20 protein-coding genes are annotated in these 20,893 nt (G+C 54.2%); 14 read left to right on the top strand and 6 right to left on the bottom strand.

Annotated elements, in window-relative coordinates; translation table 11 throughout:
• Window positions 1-21: 21 nt before the first annotated feature.
• Both AC1MKH_RS07650 and mntR read right to left on the bottom strand, forming a co-directional pair.
• On the bottom strand, window positions 22-1,140 hold the full coding sequence (locus tag AC1MKH_RS07650) for an anion transporter (RefSeq protein WP_276218207.1): 1,119 nt from the start codon (window positions 1,138-1,140) through the stop codon (window positions 22-24).
• A complete protein-coding gene (mntR, locus tag AC1MKH_RS07645; RefSeq protein ID WP_276218209.1) occupies window positions 1,137-1,610 on the bottom strand; it encodes a manganese-binding transcriptional regulator MntR in 474 nt (157 codons plus the stop codon). Before mntR ends, AC1MKH_RS07650 begins: the two co-directional genes overlap by 4 nt.
• Window positions 1,611-1,791: 181 nt before the next feature.
• Between mntR and mntS the strand changes: the two genes are divergently transcribed.
• Together mntS and AC1MKH_RS07635 are read left to right on the top strand one after the other, a co-directional pair.
• On the top strand, window positions 1,792-1,917 hold the full coding sequence (gene mntS, locus AC1MKH_RS07640; RefSeq protein ID WP_015965200.1) for a manganase accumulation protein MntS: 126 nt from the start codon (window positions 1,792-1,794) through the stop codon (window positions 1,915-1,917).
• A gap of 282 nt (window positions 1,918-2,199) precedes the next feature.
• Window positions 2,200-3,783 (top strand): phosphoethanolamine transferase, encoded by a 1,584-nt coding sequence (locus AC1MKH_RS07635; RefSeq protein WP_276218610.1) that lies wholly within the window; start codon window positions 2,200-2,202, stop codon window positions 3,781-3,783.
• Window positions 3,784-3,922: 139 nt separating this feature from the next.
• Here AC1MKH_RS07635 and ompX read toward each other — a convergent pair whose 3' ends face one another.
• Window positions 3,923-4,435, bottom strand: coding sequence for an outer membrane protein OmpX (gene ompX / locus AC1MKH_RS07630; RefSeq protein ID WP_015965202.1), 513 nt, complete (start codon window positions 4,433-4,435; stop codon window positions 3,923-3,925).
• Window positions 4,436-4,789: 354 nt separating this feature from the next.
• On the opposite strand from ompX, the gene rhtA reads away from it, so the two are divergent.
• The 6 genes from rhtA (at window position 4,790) to ybiO (ending at window position 11,324) form a co-directional block, all read left to right on the top strand.
• Window positions 4,790-5,677 (top strand): threonine/homoserine exporter RhtA, encoded by an 888-nt coding sequence (gene rhtA / locus AC1MKH_RS07625; RefSeq protein WP_276218213.1) that lies wholly within the window; start codon window positions 4,790-4,792, stop codon window positions 5,675-5,677.
• Between the two features lie 115 nt (window positions 5,678-5,792).
• Entirely contained in the window at window positions 5,793-6,296 is a 504-nt protein-coding gene (gene dps / locus AC1MKH_RS07620) for a DNA starvation/stationary phase protection protein Dps (protein ID WP_015965204.1), read from the top strand.
• A gap of 362 nt (window positions 6,297-6,658) precedes the next feature.
• A complete protein-coding gene (glnH, locus tag AC1MKH_RS07615; RefSeq protein WP_015965205.1) occupies window positions 6,659-7,405 on the top strand; it encodes a glutamine ABC transporter substrate-binding protein GlnH in 747 nt (248 codons plus the stop codon).
• 108 nt (window positions 7,406-7,513) lie between these two features.
• A complete protein-coding gene (gene glnP, locus AC1MKH_RS07610) occupies window positions 7,514-8,173 on the top strand; it encodes a glutamine ABC transporter permease GlnP (protein WP_276218218.1) in 660 nt (219 codons plus the stop codon).
• The gene (gene glnQ / locus AC1MKH_RS07605) at window positions 8,170-8,892 is read left to right on the top strand and encodes a glutamine ABC transporter ATP-binding protein GlnQ (protein WP_276218220.1); all 723 of its coding nucleotides are present in this window, start codon (window positions 8,170-8,172) and stop codon (window positions 8,890-8,892) included. The genes glnP and glnQ overlap by 4 nt, the downstream gene beginning before the upstream one ends.
• A 212-nt stretch (window positions 8,893-9,104) precedes the next feature.
• Window positions 9,105-11,324, top strand: a complete 2,220-nt coding sequence (gene ybiO, locus AC1MKH_RS07600) for a mechanosensitive channel protein (protein ID WP_276218221.1) — start codon at window positions 9,105-9,107, stop codon at window positions 11,322-11,324.
• On the opposite strand, the gene rlmF is transcribed toward ybiO, so the two are convergent.
• Window positions 11,321-12,247 (bottom strand): 23S rRNA (adenine(1618)-N(6))-methyltransferase RlmF, encoded by a 927-nt coding sequence (rlmF, locus tag AC1MKH_RS07595; RefSeq protein ID WP_276218223.1) that lies wholly within the window; start codon window positions 12,245-12,247, stop codon window positions 11,321-11,323. The genes ybiO and rlmF overlap by 4 nt on opposite strands.
• Before the next feature lie 94 nt (window positions 12,248-12,341).
• On the opposite strand from rlmF, the gene AC1MKH_RS07590 reads away from it, so the two are divergent.
• From AC1MKH_RS07590 to ybiJ, 6 genes are all read left to right on the top strand, one after another.
• Window positions 12,342-12,959, top strand: a complete 618-nt coding sequence (locus AC1MKH_RS07590) for a flavin reductase family protein (RefSeq protein ID WP_276218225.1) — start codon at window positions 12,342-12,344, stop codon at window positions 12,957-12,959.
• Window positions 12,960-13,118: 159 nt separating this feature from the next.
• Window positions 13,119-13,382, top strand: coding sequence for a DUF1471 family periplasmic protein McbA (mcbA, locus tag AC1MKH_RS07585; RefSeq protein WP_231827953.1), 264 nt, complete (start codon window positions 13,119-13,121; stop codon window positions 13,380-13,382).
• 313 nt (window positions 13,383-13,695) lie between these two features.
• On the top strand, window positions 13,696-15,984 hold the full coding sequence (locus AC1MKH_RS07580; protein WP_276218228.1) for a catecholate siderophore receptor Fiu: 2,289 nt from the start codon (window positions 13,696-13,698) through the stop codon (window positions 15,982-15,984).
• Between the two features lie 64 nt (window positions 15,985-16,048).
• Window positions 16,049-16,726, top strand: a complete 678-nt coding sequence (gene ybiX, locus AC1MKH_RS07575; RefSeq protein ID WP_276218230.1) for a PKHD-type hydroxylase YbiX — start codon at window positions 16,049-16,051, stop codon at window positions 16,724-16,726.
• A 69-nt stretch (window positions 16,727-16,795) separates the two neighbouring features.
• A complete protein-coding gene (locus AC1MKH_RS07570) occupies window positions 16,796-17,062 on the top strand; it encodes a DksA/TraR family C4-type zinc finger protein (RefSeq protein WP_276218232.1) in 267 nt (88 codons plus the stop codon).
• A 283-nt stretch (window positions 17,063-17,345) separates the two neighbouring features.
• Window positions 17,346-17,606, top strand: a complete 261-nt coding sequence (gene ybiJ, locus AC1MKH_RS07565) for a DUF1471 family protein YbiJ (RefSeq protein WP_015965230.1) — start codon at window positions 17,346-17,348, stop codon at window positions 17,604-17,606.
• Window positions 17,607-17,745: 139 nt separating this feature from the next.
• On the opposite strand, the gene ybiB is transcribed toward ybiJ, so the two are convergent.
• Complete coding sequence (ybiB, locus tag AC1MKH_RS07560) at window positions 17,746-18,708, bottom strand: DNA-binding protein YbiB (RefSeq protein ID WP_276218234.1); 963 nt, start codon at window positions 18,706-18,708, stop codon at window positions 17,746-17,748.
• A 31-nt stretch (window positions 18,709-18,739) separates the two neighbouring features.
• Window positions 18,740-20,884: an ATP-dependent DNA helicase DinG gene (gene dinG / locus AC1MKH_RS07555; RefSeq protein ID WP_276218236.1), complete on the bottom strand. Its 2,145-nt coding sequence runs from the start codon at window positions 20,882-20,884 to the stop codon at window positions 18,740-18,742.
• Window positions 20,885-20,893 lie beyond the last annotated feature (9 nt).

The raw sequence follows: 20,893 nt of genomic DNA, 5'->3' as shown, positions 1-20,893 counted from the left end.
TTTGTGAGCCTGTCCGAAAGATTAAAGGTGACCGAGGAGATGCAGCAGGCCGTAACCTGTCAACGCCGCCCACAGCAGCATGGGCAGAGAATAGAGATGGAAGCGCCACCAGATACGGCGATCGTTGGCCATGCGTAGCGCAATCAGGTTGGCAAGCGATCCGGGCAACAGGCCAAAACCGCCGACGTTCACCGCCCAGGCAAGCAGAATGGAGGGGGGCACATAATTAAGCAGCAAAATCGTTGACGGCACGTTGCTGATCACCTGCGAAAGACCGATCGCCGTGAGCCATAAAGAACCCTCCGACAATTGCCCGACACCATGCAGTGAATGCTGCAATGCAGGCAGTTGCGTCAGGAGATGCACATCAATAAACATCGCCATAAAGACCAGCAGCAGGGTCCAGTCGACGCTGTAAACCACGCGCCGATCCAGCAGCAGGAAGCCCACGGCCACGCACACCAGCCCCCACAGTTCGAGCTTTATCTCCAGTGCGGCGAGGAAAACCAGATAGAAGGCCAGGCAGCACCACACCAGCTTTGGCCGCCATGACGGTGTGGCATCGCTGCTTTGAAATTGCAGTTTTTTCGCCGGGAAACAACACCAGCAGAGAACGAGCAGTGTCGCCATCATCGCCAGCGCCAGCGGCAACATTTGCAACGTAAAGACCGGGAAGCTCAGGCCGGATCGGCCCCACAGCAAAATATTCTGCGGGTTGCCGATGGGCGTCAGCAGTGAACCGGCGTTCACTGCCAGCGCCTCGAAAATAATCAACCGGTTAACCGGAATGGCGCACCATTTTTTTAGCGTCAGGGTGAGCGGCACAATGATAAACAGCGCCACATCGTTGGTCAGAAAGGTCGACAGCAGCGCCGCCGCCAGCACCATAAAGATAGCCAGCTGTCGCTCGGTAACGAAACGTCGCGCCATCTTACGCCCGAGCACATCAAAATAACCGCTCTGCTCAACGCCTTTGGTGAGCAGCATTAAACCGCTCAGGGTGATGATGGTGTGCCAGTCAATCGCTGCGGGCCAACGCGCCGGGGCAAACGGAACCAGAAACGTGAGGATGACGCCGATGAGCAGCAACAGATGCAGAAAACGATCGCGCGTCAGCGACCGAATAAAAGGAGGTGTCATTCAATGTGCTGCCCATGTTTTTGGGTAAACTGCCGGAACATGTCCAGCGTCTCTTCGCTGACATGATGTTCAATGCCTTCGGCATCACGACGGGCGGTGTCCTGGCTGACGCCCAGCGCCAGTAAAAAGCTCTCGACGACCTGGTGACGCTCGCGGCTCTCCTGAGCCAGCTTCTCGCCTTCAGGCGTTAAGAAAACGCCGCGCCATGGGATCTGCTCGATCAGCCCCACGCCCGCCAGACGTTTTAACATTTTCGCCACAGTTGGCTGCGACACGCCGAGCCGCGCGGCCATATCCACCTGACGCGCCTCGCCCACTTCGCGGATCAAATCGGAAATCAGCTCAACATAGTCATCAATCAGCTCGCGGCGATGCGCTTCCCGCACCTGACGGAACCCTTCAACGTGTTCTTCCACATTCACCAGCTGCGTCACTTTTTTTGTTGTTGGCTTACCTGCGCGGCGGTTCATAGCACTTCCTCATCGGTGTGACGCGTCAAAGCATCTTATAAATTGCCCCCATTGTAATGGATCGTGCTCTGAGTACAAAAATTTAACGTTTAGCCATAGCTATAAAATATAGCCTGTGCTATATCTGTATGTAATGCAATCACTCATCACGGAACGACGAGCGCAAAAGCAGGAGGTTACCATGAACGAATTCAAGAGGTGTTTACGCGTGTTTAGTCACTCTCCTTTCAAAGTCCGCTTAATGCTGGTTAACATGCTGTGCGACATGATCAACAGCAAACCCCAGCAGGACAACAAACCTAACTAACGCGGCGTCGCGGTACGCCGCTTCATTTTTCTGTCATTTTTCTCTGGCAGACTTTCCTGTCATGCTCAAAAACCCCACATTTCTTCCGCTTTTGTAATCGCCTTCGCAAAACATTTTGTTATGGGTAGTTGACCAAAAACAGCGCGCGCTTTATCTTCGTGCGGCCCTGCACTTTTGCGGCTCGCAGATGCGGAGCTTCCCCCTTCTCTTTACGCAATAATGTCCGGCAAAAAAGCCCCTTGACGCCAGGGGACGCACATGGCGTTTTTATAGTTGCGATTTATGAATGTCACGCTGAAAGAAACTCTCGCCGCCCGTGGAATTACCCTGAGTCCGTGGACGGGCCTCTATTTCCTGCAATCACTGCTGATCAACCTGGCGCTGGGTTACCCCTTCAGCCTGTTGTATGCGGTGGCATTTACCTGCGTGCTCCATTTAGTGTGGCGAGCCGCGCCAAAAGTCCAGAAAGTGGTGCTGGGTCTTTATTCACTGGTGGCGGCGCTCTATTTCCCGTTCAGCCAGGCCTACGGTGCGCCGAACTTTAATACCCTGCTGGCGCTGCATTCGACAAACGTCGAAGAATCCACCGAGATGTTTACCATCTTCCCGTGGTACAGCTATCTGGTGGCGCTGTTTATTTTTGCCCTTGGCGTAATTGCCGTGCGCCGCAAGGCCAGCCCGGTAAAACGCTGGGGTAAAATGGAAACCCTGTGTCTGATATTCAGCGTCGGCACCTTCTTCGTGCAGCCGATTCAAAACCTGGCGTGGGGCGGCGTTTTTAAATTCAAAGATACCGGTTACCCGGCATTTCGCTTCGTGAAGGACGTCATCGTTAACAATAACGAAGTGATTGACGAACAGCAGCGCATGGCGCAGTTCGCGCAAATGAAGGATACCTGGACGGTCACCGCCGTGAAGCCGAAATATCACACCTATGTGGTGGTGATTGGCGAAAGCGCGCGTCGTGATGCGCTGGGCGCGTTTGGCGGCCACTGGGACAACACACCGTTTGCCAGTTCGGTGAATGGCTATCTGTTTAACGATTATATTGCCGCCAGCGGTTCAACGCAGAAATCGCTGGGGCTAACCCTTAACCGCGTCGTCGATGGCAAACCGCAGTATCAGGATAACTTTGTTACCCTGGCTAACCGCGCAGGTTTCCAGACCTGGTGGTTCTCCAACCAGGGGCAAATCGGCGAATATGACACCGCCATCGCCAGCATCGCGAAACGCGCTGATGAAGTGCAGTTCCTCAAAAGCGGCGATTTTGAAGCGGATAAAAACACCCAGGACACGGCGCTGTTGAAGATGACCGCACAGGTCTTCGCGTCTCAGCGTACTCAACCGCAGCTTATCGTGCTGCATTTGATGGGTTCTCACCCGCAGGCCTGCGACCGCACGCACGGCAAGTATGATGTGTTTGTACAATCGAAAGAGACGTCCTGCTATCTTTACACCATGACGCAAACCGACGATTTGCTGCGCCAGCTGTACGATCAGCTACGCAACAGCGGTGACAGCTTCTCGCTGGTGTACTTCTCCGATCACGGGCTGGCATTTAAAGAGCGCGGAAAAGAGGTGCAGTACCTGGCGCACGACGATAAATTCCAGCAGAATTTTCAGGTGCCATTTATGGTGCTGTCGAGTGACGACAAGGCGCATAAGGTCATTAAGGCGCGCCGTTCAGCGAATGATTTTCTTGGGTTCTTCGCTCAGTGGACGGGCATCAAAGCGAAAGAAATTAGCCAGCGCTATCGTTTTATCTCAGAACAGAAGGCCGGGCCGGTGTACATCACCAACTTCCAGTTACAGAAGGTGGATTACAACCATCTGGGGACGGACCTGTTTACGACAAAGAGCCGTTAACACATGCCGGATGGCGGCTAACGCCTTATCCGGCCTACGAATAAACACAGTTGTAGGCCTGATAAGCGAAGCGCCATCAGGCATTTCACAGGCAAAAAAAATCCGCCACAAGGGCGGATTTTTCATATCACCGAAGTGATTAGAAGCGGTAACCAACACCGGCAATCCAGGTGCCGACGTCAACGCTACGAATGCGAGACTGCTCGTAAGAGAAGTCCAGAGCAACGTTTTCGATCGGGTTGAACTGCAGGCCCGCACCGTAAGAGAAACCGTAATCGCTGGTGTCGTGTTTGTTCGGCAGATCAGCGGTCTGGAATTTACCGTAACCAACACCTACTACGCCGTAGATGCTTGCCCAGTCGTTCAGACGGTAAGCAGGACCTGCGGTGATGCCGTAGTACTGTGATTTATGGTAGTTGTTGTCGCTGGAGCTACGGTCTTTTTCGGTGTAAGTAAAGGAACCGATAACGCCCAGCGGTTGGTCGTCCATTTCATAGCGGTATTTCAGGTTGAAACCGTTAGCTTTGTTAGCAACGCCCTGCATATCGCTCTGAGCGTAACCGCCAGTAACGGTAGAAGTTGCAGCTACTGCGGTACCTGCGGATACAGCCAGAACAGCGGCCAGTGCTGAAAGACATGCAATTTTTTTCATAACCACCTCAAATGTGCTTCAAGTAAATCCGTAAGTTTTAAATATATCAAAAATTGTTAGGAAACTCTTTCGAACTTGTGATGTCTAAACCTGCCTTTGATGTAACCAAAAATTTCCGGGCACGGTTATCTCTTTCAAACATCACAGGTTTTCCCGGAATACCAGACTAGTATCACACAGTGATTTCATCACATTATTCCAGATAATTCCTAGTTTGACAGATTAATAATCCATCGACTAAGGACATTCTAACGGTTCACGGGCGGATTTTTTTCAACAATTCCTCAACCGTAGCCTGGTATTTCATTTACACTGCTTTTTTTACTCCGTTTGACACAAATTGACAGGAAAAAGATGTCTGGCTTGCTCCGTAAATCTCCCGCATGGATGCCCGTGTTTGTTCTCATCGTGTCGATGCTCTCTATCCAGAGCGGCGCATCACTCGCTAAGTCGCTGTTTCCGTTAATTGGCGCACCGGGTGTCACCGCCCTGCGTCTGGCGCTTGGCACGCTGATTCTGGTTATCGTCTTTAAGCCGTGGCGACTGCGTTTTGCAAAAGAGCAGCGTCTGCCGCTGCTTTTCTACGGGCTGTCGCTGGGCGCGATGAACTATATGTTCTATCTCTCTATTCAGCGCATTCCGCTGGGGATTGCCGTTGCCCTGGAGTTCACCGGGCCGTTGGCCGTCGCGCTGTTTGCCTCTCGCCGCGCGGTGGACTTTATCTGGGTTATCCTCGCCGTGCTTGGCCTCTGGTTCTTGCTGCCGTTGGGTCAGGACGTGGCGCACGTCGATCTCACCGGTGCGCTGCTGGCGCTTGGCGCGGGCGCAGGCTGGGCCATCTATATATTAAGCGGCCAACGCGCCGGCGCGGAACATGGCCCGGCGACGGTGGCGATGGGTTCTTTAATTGCAGCCGTCATTTTTGTGCCGCTTGGCGTATTACAGTCTGTTGATGTGAGCTGGCACTGGTCTATTCTGCCGGTCGGCCTGGCCATTGCCGTGCTATCAACAGCCCTGCCCTATTCACTCGAAATGCTGGCCCTGACCCGCTTACCGACACGCACCTTCGGCACACTGATGAGTCTCGAACCTGGCCTGGCTGCCATTTCAGGGATGATCTTCCTCGGCGAAACGTTGACGGGCACGCAAACTCTGGCGCTGGCGGCCATTATTGCCGCATCGATGGGGTCAACGCTCACCATGCGTCGCGAAACAAAAATCCAGAAAGTAGATATAAGTTAAAGCTTAATGTCGCTATTAGACCGATAGGCAGAGTCAGAATTTTCTATCCGGAACTCGGTGCTATACTTATTGCCAGTTAATACTGGAACGCACAACATCAAGAGGATATGAGATTATGAGTACCGCTAAACTGGTCAAATCAAAAGCATCCAATCTGCTTTATACCCGCAACGATGTCGCTGACAGCGAGAAAAAAGCCACTGTCGAGTTGCTGAATCGCCAGGTGATCCAGTTCATTGACCTGTCTCTGATTACCAAACAGGCCCACTGGAATATGCGCGGAGCTAACTTTATTGCCGTTCATGAAATGTTGGATGGCTTCAGGACTGCGCTTACCGATCATCTGGATACCATGGCTGAACGTGCCGTACAGCTGGGCGGCGTGGCGCTGGGCACAACCCAGGTCATCAACAGCAAAACCCCGCTGAAAAGCTACCCGCTGGACATCCACACCGTTCAGGATCACCTGAAAGAGCTGGCTGACCGCTACGCAATCGTCGCGAACGACGTGCGTAAAGCCATTGAAGAAGCGAAAGATGAAGACACAGCGGATATCTTAACCGCGGCTTCACGCGATCTGGATAAATTCCTGTGGTTCATCGAAGCTAACATCGAATAACCATAGGTTATTCTTATTACCCTCTCATCACCCCGATGAGGGGGTTTGCACCATCCGGGTGCACCCTTCTGTTAAATACTCTCGCCCAAGTAAACTATTTGTAATAATCACCTCACACAATCGTTAATAAAAGATTGTTTTATCACCGCCACTTGCGTTAAAAAACAGCATGAATCGCGAAACAGGCATGCTGCACCATCATAAAGCCCCATCATGGTGCACCAGAGTCCGTCAGTCGCCGAAATCGTGCATCCCTCTCTTTCTCTTTTGTTGCAAAACAATAAGTTAAAAAGTTGGCATGATTCTTTCATAGCTCGTACGTTCTCGCAGGGGATTGCCCCGTGGATATAAAAGGAAATGTTATGAAGTCTTTGTTTAAAGTTTCCCTGGCTGCACTTACCCTGGCGTTTGCCGTCTCCTCTCAGGCTGCTGAGAAGAAACTGGTTGTGGCAACCGATACGGCGTTCGTTCCGTTTGAGTTCAAACAGGGCGATAAATACGTGGGTTTCGATGTTGACCTGTGGGCCGCTGTCGCCAAAGAGTTGAAACTGGACTACACCCTGAAACCAATGGATTTCAGCGGCATCATCCCGGCACTGCAAACCAAAAACGTTGACCTGGCGCTGGCCGGTATCACCATCACGGAAGAGCGCAAAAAAGCGGTCGATTTCTCTGACGGTTACTACAAAAGCGGCCTGCTGGTGATGGTGAAAGCCAACAACAACGACGTGAAAAGCGTGAAAGATCTGGACGGTAAAGTGGTTGCCGTGAAGAGCGGTACCGGCTCCGTTGATTACGCGAAAGCCAATATCAAAACCAAAGATCTGCGTCAGTTCCCGAACATCGATAATGCATACATGGAACTCGGCACCAACCGCGCTGACGCCGTGCTGCACGATACCCCGAATATTCTTTACTTCATCAAAACCGCTGGCAACGGCCAGTTTAAAGCGGTAGGTGATTCACTTGAAGCACAGGACTACGGCATTGCCTTCTCCAAAGGCAACGACGAGCTGCGTGAAAAAGTGAATGGCGCGCTGAAAACCCTGCGTGAAAACGGCACCTATAACGAAATCTACAAAAAATGGTTCGGTACTGAGCCTAAATAAGATTGACTGAGATTACCGTGCCCGGTTGCGCACTGCGCACCGGGCACGTTTTTTAGCGCACCCTTTTAGTGAGCTATTGTTCTTCCACCACGGTAACAGGAACACATTATGCAGTTTGACTGGAGCGTCATCTGGCCGGCCATTCCAATTTTGCTGGATGGCGCCAAAATGACTCTGTGGATTTCGGTCCTTGGCCTCGCCGGGGGTATTGTTATCGGTCTGCTGGCCGGTTTAGCCCGTACCTATGGCGGCTGGATTTCAAACCACATTGCCCTTGTTTTTATCGAAGTGATTCGCGGCACGCCGATCGTCGTACAGGTGATGTATATCTACTTCGCCCTGCCGATGGCCTTCCCGGATATTCGTATCGATACCTTCTCCGCCGCCGTGATCACCATCATGATCAACTCCGGCGCCTATATCGCGGAAATTACCCGTGGTTCCGTGCTGTCGATTCACAAAGGCTTCAGCGAAGCCGGGCTGGCGCTGGGCCTGTCTCGTCGCGAAACCATTCTTCACGTGATTATGCCGCTGGCGGTTCGCCGTATGCTGCCTGCGTTGGGTAACCAGCTGATTATCAGTATCAAAGATACCTCGCTGTTTATCGTTATCGGCGCGGCCGAATTGACCCGCAGCGGCCAGGAAATTATCGCCGGTAACTTCCGCGCGCTGGAAATCTGGACCGCCGTCGGTGTGATTTACCTGATCATTACTCAGGTACTGAACATCGTGCTTCGCATTCTTGAAAGAAGGATGAAAATCCTGTGATTGAATTTAAAAACGTTTCCAAGCACTTTGGCAAAACCCAGGTGCTGCACAATATCGACCTCAACGTGAAACAGGGCGAAGTGGTGGTGATCATCGGGCCGTCCGGTTCCGGTAAATCCACGCTGCTGCGCTGCATTAATAAGCTCGAAGAGATCACCAGCGGCGATCTTTTCGTTGATGGCCTGAAGGTCAACGACCCGAAAGTGGATGAGCGCCTGATTCGTCAGGAAGCCGGGATGGTGTTCCAGCAGTTCTATCTCTTCCCGCACCTGACGGCGCTGGAGAACGTGATGTTCGGCCCGCTGCGAGTGCGTGGTACACAAAAGGCAGATGCGGAAAAACTGGCGAAAGAGCTGCTGGCGAAAGTGGGCCTGGCGGAACGCGCGCATCATTATCCGTCTGAACTCTCCGGCGGCCAGCAACAACGCGTGGCGATTGCCCGCGCGCTGGCGGTGAAACCGAAGATGATGCTGTTTGATGAGCCCACTTCTGCCCTCGATCCGGAACTGCGCCACGAAGTGCTGAAAGTGATGCAGGATCTGGCGGAAGAAGGCATGACGATGGTTATCGTGACCCATGAAATCGGCTTTGCCGAGAAAGTGGCATCGCGATTGATCTTTATCGATAAAGGCCGTATTGCCGAAGATGGCGACCCGCAGGTCCTGGTGAAAAACCCGCCGAGCCAGCGTTTGCAGGAGTTTTTGCAGCACGTATCGTAATTTCCCCCTCACCCTAACCCTCTCCCTTAAGGGAGAGGGAACTGACCGTGCAAGCGGTGAGGCCGGTGCGATTTTTCTCCCTCTCCCCGTGGGAGAGGGTCGGGGTGAGGGCAACAACGCGCACCGAGTCCCGGTATTTCTCCCAAAATCGCTCCCCCTTCTCCTCGCAATCTATACTTAACCCTTTGTGAGTGTTGCTTTCGGAGGGACTCGTGCCATACATCCTGCTGTTTTTGCTCGCCCTTATCAGCGCGCCGCTGCATGCGGTAACCATCCCCGGCGTAACATCGACCACCAGCGATACTACCGCCAGCGAGCCCGATGCCGCACAGAAAAAAGCGGCCTATTCTGCGCTTGCCGATGTGCTGGAAAACGACGCGTCGCGCAAAGAGCTGATTGAACAGCTACGCCACGCTGCCGCCACGCCCCCTCCGGAAGCCGCGCCGACCCTGACGCCTCCGGATGTGAAAGAGGAAAAAACGGTTCTGGAGAACGTGACGGATGTGACGCGTCACTACGGCGGCGAGTTCTCTACCCGTTTCGCCCAGCTGTGGCGCAACATCTCTACAGCGCCGCATAAACCGTTTCATACAGCGACCTTCTTCAATGCGGTGACTCATTTTCTGATGCTGGCGGCGCTGGTCTTTGCTTTTTATGGCCTGGTGCGCCTTTGCGCCCTGCCGCTGTACCGTAAAATGGGGCGCTGGGGGCGGCACAAGAACCGCGATCGCAGCAACTGGTTGCAGCTTCCGGCAATGATCACCGGCGCGCTGATTATCGATTTACTGCTGCTGGCGCTGACGCTGTTTATCGGTCAGCTACTGAGCGACAATTTAAATGGCGGAAACAGCACCATCGCCTTCCAGCAAAGTCTGTTCCTCAATGCCTTTGCGCTGATTGAGTTTTTCAAAGCCTTACTGCGCCTGATTTTCTGCCCGCGCGTACCGGATCTTCGCCCCTTTGCCATCACCGACCAAACCGCACATTACTGGAACTTACGCCTTAGCGCGCTGAGCAGCTTAATCGGTTACGGGCTGGTGGTCGCCGTGCCGATTATCTCCAACCAGGTCAACGTACAGGCGGGCGCGATGGCGAACGTGGTCATTATGCTGACCATTACGCTGTGGGCGTTGTATCTGATTTTTCACAACAAAAAAGCGATTACCGACGGCTTACTACAAGTTGCCGACCGCTCGCTGGCGTTTTTCAGCCTGTTCATCCGCGCGTTTGCGCTGGTGTGGCACTGGCTGGCGAGCGCTTACTTCATTGTACTGTTCTTCTTTTCCCTGTTCGATCCGGGCAACAGCCTGAAATTTATGATGGGCGCGTCAGTGAAAAGCCTGGCGATTATGGGGATCGCCGCCTTTATTTCCGGCATCCTGTCACGCTGGATAGCCAAAACCATCACCCTGTCGCCGGAGACACAGCGTAATTACCCGGAACTGCAAAAGCGGCTTAACGGCTGGTTATCCGGCGCACTGAAAACCGCACGCACGCTGGTTGTCTGTGTGGCGGTCATGCTGCTGCTCAGCGCCTGGGGCTTGTTCGATTTCTGGAGCTGGCTGCATCAGGGAACGGGCGAGAAAACGGTGGATGTGCTTATCCGCATCGCCTTAATTCTCTTCTTCTCCGCCGTCGGCTGGACGGTGCTTGCCAGCCTGATTGAGAACCGACTGGCCTCGGATATTCATGGCCGACCGCTGCCCAGCGCACGCACGCGTACGCTTCTGACGCTGTTCCGTAACGCGCTGGCGGTGGTGATCAGCACCATCACGGTGATGATTCTGCTCTCTGAGATAGGCGTTAACATCGCACCGCTATTGGCCGGTGCCGGGGCGCTGGGCCTGGCTATTTCGTTCGGTGCGCAAACCCTGGTGAAGGATATTATTACCGGGGTATTTATTCAGTTTGAAAATGGTATGAACACTGGCGACCTGGTGACCATCGGGCCGCTGACCGGTACCGTTGAACGAATGTCGATTCGATCGGTGGGCGTTCGCCAGGATACCGGGGCGTATCATATTATTCCGTGGTCCTCTATCACTACCTTCGCCAACTTTGTGCGCGGCATTGGCTCCGTGGTGGCGAACTACGATGTTGACCGCCATGAAGAAACAGAGAAAGCCAATCAGGCCCTGAAGGATGCGGTGGATGAGTTAATGCAGATGGAGGATATTCGCGGCCTGATTATTGGCGAACCGTCGTTTGCCGGGATCGTCGGGCTCACCAATACCGCCTTCACGCTGCGCGTCACCTTTACCACGCTGCCGTTGAAACAGTGGTCGGTGCGCTTTGCGCTGGACAGCATGGTGAAAAAACACTTTGATCTGGCGGGCGTGCGCCCGCCGGTGCAGACCTATCAGGTGCTACCCGCACCCGCGAACACGGCCCCGCCGAATGCGGGGCTGCCGCCCGCGGAACCGACGCTCTAACGTTTACGCGTCAGGAAGCGACGGCGCTGCTCGTCGTTCATGAAGGTCCAGGCAATGAAGCGGCTCTGCTTCTGCCCCTGGGCCATCTCTTTTTTCACCACTTTTACCGCGCCGACATCCGTCAATGCGCGGTACAGCGGCGGCAGGTTTTCCCCCTTCGACACCAGCGAAGTAAACCACATCACCTGACGGGCATAGTCGCGGCTTTCGGCAATCATCTTTTTGATAAATGCCACTTCACCGCCTTCGCACCACAGCTCCTGCTGCTGACCACCAAAGTTCAATGCATCGTTGCGATCCTGGCCGAGATTACGGCGCTTACGCTCACCACCGGCGCGCGCTGCGGCGGCAGAGTCATGGAACGGCGGATTGCAGAGCGTGGCGTCATACTGTTCATTTTTGTGGATAATGCCATTGAACATGGATTCATTATCTTTCTGACGACGCAGGCGGATCATACGAGTCAGTGACGGGTTGGCGCTGACAATCGCCTGCGCGCTGGCAAACGCCTCGGGATGTGTTTCACTGCCGGTAAAACGCCAGCGGTACTCATGCGCGCCAATCAGCGGATAAATACAGTTTGCGCCCACACCGATATCCAGCACATTCGCGCCCTGCACCACGTTACCGCTCTCATCGGTCAGCAGATCGGCCAGATGGTGGATGTAATCCGCTCGCCCCGGAACCGGCGGGCACAGGAAACCGTCAGGAATATCCCACGAACTGATGCCATAAAAATGCGCCAGCAGCGCTTTATTCAGGGTCTTCACCGCCTGCGGATCGGCAAAGTTAATGGTCTGCTCACCGGCCGGATTCAGGGTGATAAATTCACGCAGTTCCGGGCACGATTGGCACAGTGCGGTAAGGTCGTAGCGATTATGGTGACGGTTACGCGGGTGTAGACCCGGTTTTTGGGCATTCATGACTTTCTCCTGTCTTAAGCGGCGTAAGATACCCGTTGACGGCGGCGCGGTAAATAAGGGAGTCTGGAATACCTTTGCAAATAACAGGTACGCTATGTATTTCTATGAACCCTCACAGGGACACGGGCTGCCGCATGACCCGCTCAACGCCATCGTCGGGCCGCGCCCAATCGGCTGGATATCCTCACAGGATGCGCAGGGAAAACGTAATCTCGCGCCCTACAGCTTCTTCAACTGCTTTAATTATCGTCCGCCGATTATCGGCTTCGCCAGCAGCGGCTGGAAAGATAGCGTGCAGAATATCATGGAAACCAAACAGTTCGTCTGGAACCTGACCACCCAGGATCTTGCCGTCGCGATGAATGAAACGTCCGCCACCTTGCCGCACGGGGAAGATGAATTTGTTCGCGCGGGCTTAACCGCCGCACCCAGCCGTCTCGTTAACGCCCCGCGCGTGGCACAGAGCCCGGTCAATTTTGAGTGTCGGTTATCGCAATGTATCCAGCTAACCTCAGCCGATGGCGCAGCCATTGACACCTGGCTGGTGCTGGGCGAAGTGGTCGGTATTCATATCGCTGAGTCTCTGCTCGAAGAGGGCATCTATCAAACAGCCCGCGCAAAACCGGTGCTGCGAGCCGGCGGGCCCTCCGCCTACTACACCATCGATGAAGCGCATCGCTTCGATCTCATCCGCCCGGACGCGCGCCGATAGCTTTAAAATCAGCCACTTGTATGTGGCTGATTTGTCAGTATTTCGTCAACTTTTTTCATTCAAAAAAACCACCTGTCTTGCGCGATTTTTTGCGGATAAAGCCTCTTCACCACCGCCTACACTTACTGGGTTACCCCGTCGTAACTGGAGGATGTTCTTATGAAGAAGAGTCTCGCCCTGCTTGTCGCAGGCGCGTTTGCCGTCGTTACCTTCTCTGCCGTCGCCGCTCCGCAACCCCTTGATGGTGATAACACCGGGCAACTCCGCCCGGCCGGTACGGTTTCAGCCTCAGGTGCCAGCTCGCTTGACGATCTGGAAGCAAAACTCGCGGAAAAAGCCCAGAAAGAGGGGGCAAAAGGGTTTGTGGTTGAATCTGCAAGCGGCAATAACAAGATGTTTGGTACAGCGACCATTTATAAATAATGGCTTCACACATCCACTTCCCTGCCCGATAGCGCCCGCTTCGGGCAGTTTTATTTATCCCCGCTTTACGCTGTTTTTTTCTGCTGGCAGAAGAAAGTCCCCTCGTACTCTGCGCCTTATGTATAAAAAAAGGAGCAAATGTAAATTATTGTATTTATTTTTCCATAAATGAGTGTTAGAAAGTTACGCGTTTGATAATGCTTCTCACAATCATTATCAAACGTATTTGTAAAACCTGCCGTGGCCAGGGCAAAGAAGTGCCCTGTTGTCATCGTAAAAACAGCTCGTTAAAAATTATAAGACGCTCATTAATATGGATAATAATCGCAATTTACCGTTCAACAGCTTTAGTTCGCTCACCTTCTTTACAGGCCTGTGTATCGGCTTAACCCCGGTTGGTCAGGCCGCCGCCGCAGACAGTAAGGATCAAAAACCCGGCGATACGTTGGTGGTGGAGGCGCAGGCCCCTTCCCTCTACGCGCCGCAGAAATCCGCTGACCCGAAATTTAGCCGCCCGATTGCAGATACTACGCGCACCGTTACCGTGATTTCCGACCAGGTGTTAAAAGATCAGGGCGTCAATAACCTAACCGATGCGCTGAAAAACGTGCCGGGCGTGGGCGCGTTTTTTGCCGGTGAAAACGGTAGCTCATCGACGGGTGACGCCATTTATATGCGCGGTGCGGATACCTCGAACAGCATTTATATCGATGGTGTGCGTGATATCGGCAGCGTCTCGCGCGACACGTTCAACACCGAGCAGGTGGAAGTGATCAAGGGCCCGTCGGGCAGCGACTATGGCCGCAGCGCGCCAACCGGTTCAATCAATATGATCAGCAAACAGCCGCGCCTGGATTCCGGGATCGACGCCTCCGCCAGCATCGGCAGCGCCTGGTTCCGCCGTGGCACGCTTGATATTAACGAAGCGATCGGCGAAACCTCCGCCGTGCGTCTGAACGTGATGGGCGAGAAAACCCACGACGCGGGTCGCGATAAAGTCCAGAACGAACGCTATGGCGTTGCGCCCTCCGTGGCCTTCGGATTAGGGACGGAAAACCGGCTTTACCTGAACTACCTGCACGTTACCCAGCACAACACTCCGGATGGCGGTATCCCGACTATCGGTCTGCCGGGCTACTCTGCGCCGAATGCCGCCACCTCCGCACTCAACGGTTCCGGCAAGGTGAACACCAGCAACTTCTACGGTACGGATTCCGATTACGACGACTCCACCACCGACACCGCCACTATGCGCTTCGAGCATGATTTTAATGACACCACGACCATCCGAAACACCACCCGCTGGTCACGCGTAAAGCAGGATTATCTGATGACGGCGGTGATGGGTGGCGCCAACAATATCGGCATGCCTGACCCGAACAACGTGGGTAGCTGGACCTGGACGCGCACGCCAAACACCAAAGACGTGAGTAACAAGATCCTCACCAACCAGACCAACCTCACCTCGAAGTTTTATACCGGTGCGGTCGGTCACGATATCAGCACTGGCGTAGAGTTCACCCGCGAGACGCAAACCAACTATGGCGTGAACGCGATTACCGCGCCGCCGGTGAATATCTACAGCCCGAACAGCAATATCAACGTCGGCAGCCTGCACCGTAACGGCGCGAACGCCAACGGCCAGACTGATACCTTCGGTATCTATGCCTTTGATACTCTGCAAATCACTCATAATTTTGAACTGAACGGCGGCATTCGTCTGGATAACTACCACACCGAATACGACAGTTCGACAGCCTGCGGCGGCTCTGGCCGTGGTGCGCTGACTTGCCCAACCGGTACGCCAAAAGGCTCGCCGATCAAAACCGTTGATACGGCGAAATCCGGCAACCTTGTGAACTGGAAAGCCGGTGCGCTCTATCACCTGACGGAACAGGGCAATATCTATGTCAACTACGCCATTTCCCAACAGCCTCCGGGCGGCAGCAACTTCGCGCTGGCGCAGGGCGGGACCGGGAATAGCGCCAACCGTACTGACTTCAAACCGCAAAAAGCGAAAACCAGTGAAGTGGGTACCAAATGGGAGCTGTTTGATAAGCGCCTGTTGCTGACCGCCGCGCTGTTCCGCACCGACATCGAAAATGAAGTCGCTGAGAATGACGACGGCACCTATTCGCAGTACGGCAAAAAACGTGTCGAAGGTTATGAGTTGTCCGTCGCGGGTAACATCACCCCGGAGTGGCAGGTCATTGGCGGTTACACTCAGCAAAAAGCATCGATTCAGGAAGGCGCAAATGTGGCGCAGGATGGAAGCTCTGCCCTGCCTTACACGCCAGAGCACGCATTTACCCTGTGGACGCAGTATCAGGCAACGAGTGATATCTCCGTAGGCGCAGGCGCGCGCTACGTGGGCAGCATGCACCGTGGCAGCGATGGTGCCGTCGGTACGCCGTCCTACACCGAAGGCTACTGGGTCGCAGATGCCAAGCTGGGTTATCGCATCAACAGCAATCTCGATTTGCAGCTGAACGTCTACAACCTGTTTGATACGGATTACGTCGCCTCGATTAACAAGAGCGGCTACCGTTACCATCCAGGCGAGCCGAGAACGTTCCTGTTAACGGCGAACGTGCATTTCTGATCACATTGCCGAAGCGCTGCGCTTGTCTGATAAGCGCAGCGCATCAGGCAAGGAGAACCTCATCATGATGTACCACATTCCCAGCGTACTGACCGCCGATGAACTTCACCAGATGGCAGAGGACCTCAACCACGCCCAGTGGATTGACGGTCGTGCAACCGTTGGCGCACAGGGCGCGCAGGTGAAAAACAACCAGCAAATAGACACCCAGAGCCCGCTCTACGCCACGCTTCAGGCGCGAGTTCTGGCCGCACTGAATCAGCACTCACTCTTCTTCGCCGCCGCGCTCCCCAAAACACTCTCCAGCCCGCTGTTTAACCGCTACCAGCAACAAGAAACCTATGGTTTTCACGTGGATGGTGCGGTCCGCAGTCACCCGCAAAGCGGCTGGATGCGTACCGACCTCTCCGCCACGCTCTTTCTGAGCGACCCGGAAAGCTACGACGGCGGTGAACTGGTGGTGAACGATACCTACGGCCAGCACAACGTGAAGCTCCCGGCGGGCGACCTGGTGCTCTACCCTTCCAGCAGCCTGCACTGCGTTACGCCCGTCACGCGCGGCGTGCGCATCGCGTCATTTCTGTGGATCCAGTCGATGATTCGCGACGATAAGCGCAGGGCGATGCTGTTCGACCTCGACCGCAACATTCAGACGCTGAAAGCCCGTCATGGTGAGTCCGAAGAAGTGCTGTCGTTGCTCAATCTTTACCACAACCTGCTGCGCGAGTGGTCTGAGATTTAGGCCTTGTCTGTACGCGAGACGCCCCCATATTGAGTATAATTAGCTCAATAAATAATCAGGAGGTGGACAATGGCTTCAGGTTGGGCAAACGACGGTGCTGTGCAGGATCAAATCGACAGCACCATTGAAGATGCGGTGGCGCGGGCAAGAAGTGGTCTGCCGAAGGGCGAAAGCGCCAAATTTTGTGAAGAATGTGGGAAACCGATTCCAGAGGCGCGTCGGCAGGCTATTCCGGGTGTGCAGTTGTGCGTGATCTGCCAGCAGGAGAAAGATTTACACAACTCTACATTTGCAGGATATAATCGCAGAGGATCGAAAGATAGCCAGCTTCGTTGACAGTTCTCTACCTGAAAATACAGCGCAAACGGTTATCTTTACGACCACCTTTTTCGGCTAAATAAGTAGCAAAAAGTGCCTTAAATCATCGAGCAGGTTATTATCCCCCTCCGAAACCATTCATTGCGAAAATAATTTATTAATAATCAGTAAATTAATACTTGTTCAAAATTATTGATGAAGGTTATCAATTCTCTTCGATTTATTCTTTCGCAATAAAACGTGATACTCATCACATCGACAGAACATCGTCCCCTAACAAATAACCTGCGAGAGATTGAAAATGAAAACTATCAAATATGCTGTTGCTGCTATTGCCCTTTCTACCCTGTCCTTTGGTGCTTTCGCTGCTGAAGCGGTAAGTGCGGCTCAGGCTCAGAACATGAACAAAATTGGTGTTGTTTCTGCGGAAGGCGCATCGACTCTGGATGGTCTGGAAGCAAAACTGGCTGCGAAAGCAGAAGCGGCTGGCGCATCTGCTTACAGCATCACCTCTGCTAACACCAACAACAAAGTTAGCGGTACTGCGGTTATCTACAAATAACCGAAAGAATTAACTGCCAGAAGTTGTACCCCGCCAGCTTAACCCACTGGCGGCTGCTGTAACCCTCATTGAACTTGTTGATACCCTTTTTGACGCCCGGCATGCCACGCCGGGTTTTTTTTTGCCTTTTTCCCGGCGATTAGTAGGACTCCGCCACCTTCGCCAGCCCCGCGTCCAGCGATGCCACTTCCCCTGCCGCCAGCAGGCAGCATGCCATCTGGATTTTCAGCGATTGCGGCACCGGCTCGCTTCCTGCCACGCAGCGCTCAATCCAGCGAGCGGTCACTTGCGGATCTTTTCCTTCAGGCAAGGCTTCATTTGCTGTTTCCGTCTGCCGTTCGCTCACAATGCGCGTACCTTGCGCATCGATCAGCGTGATTTGCGGGCAACGTTGCGGGTTAGCGTACACTTCACCTTCTGTACCGTGCATCAGCAGTCCACGGCCCCCGATATCCGAGAAGAATTTCGCAACTTTCCCTACATATTCCGGATGTGAAACGCTCGACAAGCGCAGCGCGGCATCTTCGGCAAACGGCGTGGCCAGCTTCGCCAGGGTATGCGCACTGTTACGCACGCCCATCCGCCAGCGCATAGAAAGCTGTTTTTCCAGCGACGGACACAGCGCGCCAACCGGGATATACACCGGCTGATGGCCATCAAGTTTAGCCTGCGCCTGCCCGGCATGGCGGGTAGGTTCAATGCCCAGCAATTCAAAAATGGTTTCGCTGATAACCCGGGTCGGGTCTTCGCTCACCCCGTGTACCACCACCGGGAAGCCAATTTTGTGCAGCAGAATAGCCAGCAGAGGCGTCAGGTTGGCCTGCTTACGCGCGCCGTTATAGCTTGGAATGACAATCGGCATCGGTTTACCCACCGGCGGCTTAAGGCGCAGAGTGTGCTGCTGCATCGCCTCATAGAAGCCCAGCATCTCTGCCTCACCTTCCCCTTTAATGCGCAGCGCAATCAGGATGCCGCCCATTTCGAGATCCGGCACATCGCCATTCAGCATGTGGGTATAGAGACTTCGGGCGGTGTCCTGATCGAGGTCGCGGGCATGGTTTTTACCCCGGCCAATCTCTTTAATCACATTGCGTAAATCCATCAGATGCTCCTTGTCCGGTGTCGCGTGCCGATTAGCGTTTTTTGCGACGGGTCGTTTTGGCTTTGCTTTTTACTTTAACATCGGGCACCGGGGGTTGCTCAATAGGAAATACCGGTAGCGCATTTAACAGGCGCGGGCCGTAGTTTTTGGTCAACAAACGCTTATCGTATATCACCACTTCGCCCCAGCAGCCGTGGCTACGGATTAGTCGCCCCACCTGCTGAATCAGGTTAAACGACGCGCTGGGCAGGCTTTGCACTTCAAACGGATAACGGTTCAGGCTTTTCAGCCATTCGCCTTCGGTAATCACCACCGGGCTATCGATGGGCGGGAAGGCGATTTTATGAATATGCACCTGGCTTAGCAGCTCACCTTTTAAATCGAGCCCTTCTGCAAATGATTGTAGCCCGACCAGCACGCTGCGCTCGCCATTTTCGACGCGTTTACGGTGGTGTTCCACCAGCCGATAACGCGGTTGGTCGCCCTGCACCAACAGCAAAAGGCGCAAATCGGTCACGTGCTCCAGAAAACGTTGCATCGCGCGGTTGCTGGCGAACAGCACCAGCATGCCTTTATGTTTTTTACTTTCCAGCTCCTGGCGGAAATAGGCCGCCATTTCAGCAATGTGCAGCTCTTCGTTTTCCATCAACGGCTCGTAGCGCATTTTCGGAATCACGATTTTGCCCTGCTCAACGTGATTAAAAGGCGAATCGAGCGCCACAAAGCGGTCGCCCGCTTTCTCTTTCAGCCCGCTCATCTCCTGCAAACGCGAGAAGCTGTTGAGAGACCGCAGCGTCGCAGAGGTGACCACAATGTGCGGCACGCTGCGCCACAGCAGGCGTTCCAGCTGATCGCTGACGCGGATACCCACGCAGTTAAACCACAGATGCATCTGACCATCACGCGTGTCGCGCGTCGCCCACTTAGAGACCGGTGCGCCGGAGGCCTGCGCCAGCGACGCCAGACGCCAGAGCTTGCTTTGCGCCTCAAACATCCCCAGTGCACGGTTCATTTGCAGGATAACGCGATGCAAACGCACGATATCGTGCGAACCAGTTTTCTCGCTGAGATCGTTTAAAAACAGTTCCGCCAGCCCACGCAGCATCTCGGTGAGTTTTGCCAGCCGCTGGACAATTTCCATGATCTCCTCCGGTAGCTCGCCCATCGCAAAGCGGTGTTCCGCTTCCTGGGTCGCCGGAAGATATAAATTCAGAATGTTATTGAGTGAGGCAATCAGCTCGTAAAGTTCTTCACAGTGAGCAGTCAAACGCTCCGGGATAGCCAGCGGCGGCGTGGTTTTCGGGCGAAACTGCTCCATGCAGGTCGCCACCAGCTTGACGAAAAGATCGAGTTGCAGGCGATACCAGGGCGCGGTAATTTCCGCGCTCATCTCCAGCGCATCGCGTGCGACATCCGGCAGATGATGGCCTTCATCCAGCACCAGCAACAGGTTTTTTGGCTCCGGCAGCACCGCTTCGCTTTCCATCGCCGCCATGACCAGCGCATGGTTTGCCACCACCACTTCCGCTTCCTGGATCTCGCGCCGCGCGACGAAGAACGGGCACTCGCGATAATAGAGGCAGTTGCGGTTAAGGCAGCTTGCTTTATCGGTGCTCAGACGTCGCCACAAATCATCGTTAATCGCGATATCCGTGTGATCGCGCAGGCCGTCCCATTTATAGCTGTCGAGGTCGGCCTTCAGTTTCGCGCAACGCTTCTGCTCTTCCTGATTGTTCGGCGTAAGGTCGTCATCCAGAAACGCGAGCAGATCCTGCTGATTGGGCTCGGTACTCGCCAACCCGTTGAGGTTACGCGGGCAAACGTAGCGCCCGCGCCCAAAGGCGGCGGTAAACTTAAGGTCGGGGATAATTTTGCGCAGTAGCGGGAGATCTTTACTGTAGATCTGATCCTGCAACGCGACGTTGGCGGTACTGACCACCAGCGTTTTTTGCTCTTCCCTGGCAATGGCAATGCCGGGAATGAGATAAGAAAGGGTCTTCCCGACGCCGGTCGGCGCTTCGATAGCCAGATGCCGCCCCTCTTCCCCGGCGAGCGTTTTTGCCACGTCAGCAATCATCTGCCGCTGCGGCGCGCGGGGAATAAAGTCCGGGATCTGTTCCTGAAGCGCCTTATACCAGGCGGCGATTTGCGCTTTCAGCGCAGCGGTCAATGCCATGAGAAAACC

It is taken from the genome of Pseudocitrobacter sp. CD920760, assembly GCF_057782505.1.
This window is presented reverse-complemented; position numbering and strand designations above follow the sequence as displayed.

What these genes read in the sequence shown, in the direction of transcription:
- AC1MKH_RS07650 (WP_276218207.1), bottom strand. Translation starts at nt 1,140, where the DNA reads ATGACACCTCCTTTTATTCGGTCGCTGACGCGCGATCGTTTTCTGCAT.
- mntR (WP_276218209.1), bottom strand. Translation starts at nt 1,610, where the DNA reads ATGAACCGCCGCGCAGGTAAGCCAACAACAAAAAAAGTGACGCAGCTG.
- mntS (WP_015965200.1), top strand. Translation starts at nt 1,792, where the DNA reads ATGAACGAATTCAAGAGGTGTTTACGCGTGTTTAGTCACTCTCCTTTC.
- AC1MKH_RS07635 (WP_276218610.1), top strand. Translation starts at nt 2,200, where the DNA reads ATGAATGTCACGCTGAAAGAAACTCTCGCCGCCCGTGGAATTACCCTG.
- ompX (WP_015965202.1), bottom strand. Translation starts at nt 4,435, where the DNA reads ATGAAAAAAATTGCATGTCTTTCAGCACTGGCCGCTGTTCTGGCTGTA.
- rhtA (WP_276218213.1), top strand. Translation starts at nt 4,790, where the DNA reads ATGTCTGGCTTGCTCCGTAAATCTCCCGCATGGATGCCCGTGTTTGTT.
- dps (WP_015965204.1), top strand. Translation starts at nt 5,793, where the DNA reads ATGAGTACCGCTAAACTGGTCAAATCAAAAGCATCCAATCTGCTTTAT.
- glnH (WP_015965205.1), top strand. Translation starts at nt 6,659, where the DNA reads ATGAAGTCTTTGTTTAAAGTTTCCCTGGCTGCACTTACCCTGGCGTTT.
- glnP (WP_276218218.1), top strand. Translation starts at nt 7,514, where the DNA reads ATGCAGTTTGACTGGAGCGTCATCTGGCCGGCCATTCCAATTTTGCTG.
- rlmF (WP_276218223.1), bottom strand. Translation starts at nt 12,247, where the DNA reads ATGAATGCCCAAAAACCGGGTCTACACCCGCGTAACCGTCACCATAAT.
- AC1MKH_RS07590 (WP_276218225.1), top strand. Translation starts at nt 12,342, where the DNA reads ATGTATTTCTATGAACCCTCACAGGGACACGGGCTGCCGCATGACCCG.
- mcbA (WP_231827953.1), top strand. Translation starts at nt 13,119, where the DNA reads ATGAAGAAGAGTCTCGCCCTGCTTGTCGCAGGCGCGTTTGCCGTCGTT.
- AC1MKH_RS07580 (WP_276218228.1), top strand. Translation starts at nt 13,696, where the DNA reads ATGGATAATAATCGCAATTTACCGTTCAACAGCTTTAGTTCGCTCACC.
- ybiX (WP_276218230.1), top strand. Translation starts at nt 16,049, where the DNA reads ATGATGTACCACATTCCCAGCGTACTGACCGCCGATGAACTTCACCAG.
- AC1MKH_RS07570 (WP_276218232.1), top strand. Translation starts at nt 16,796, where the DNA reads ATGGCTTCAGGTTGGGCAAACGACGGTGCTGTGCAGGATCAAATCGAC.
- ybiJ (WP_015965230.1), top strand. Translation starts at nt 17,346, where the DNA reads ATGAAAACTATCAAATATGCTGTTGCTGCTATTGCCCTTTCTACCCTG.
- ybiB (WP_276218234.1), bottom strand. Translation starts at nt 18,708, where the DNA reads ATGGATTTACGCAATGTGATTAAAGAGATTGGCCGGGGTAAAAACCAT.
- dinG (WP_276218236.1), bottom strand. Translation starts at nt 20,884, where the DNA reads ATGGCATTGACCGCTGCGCTGAAAGCGCAAATCGCCGCCTGGTATAAG.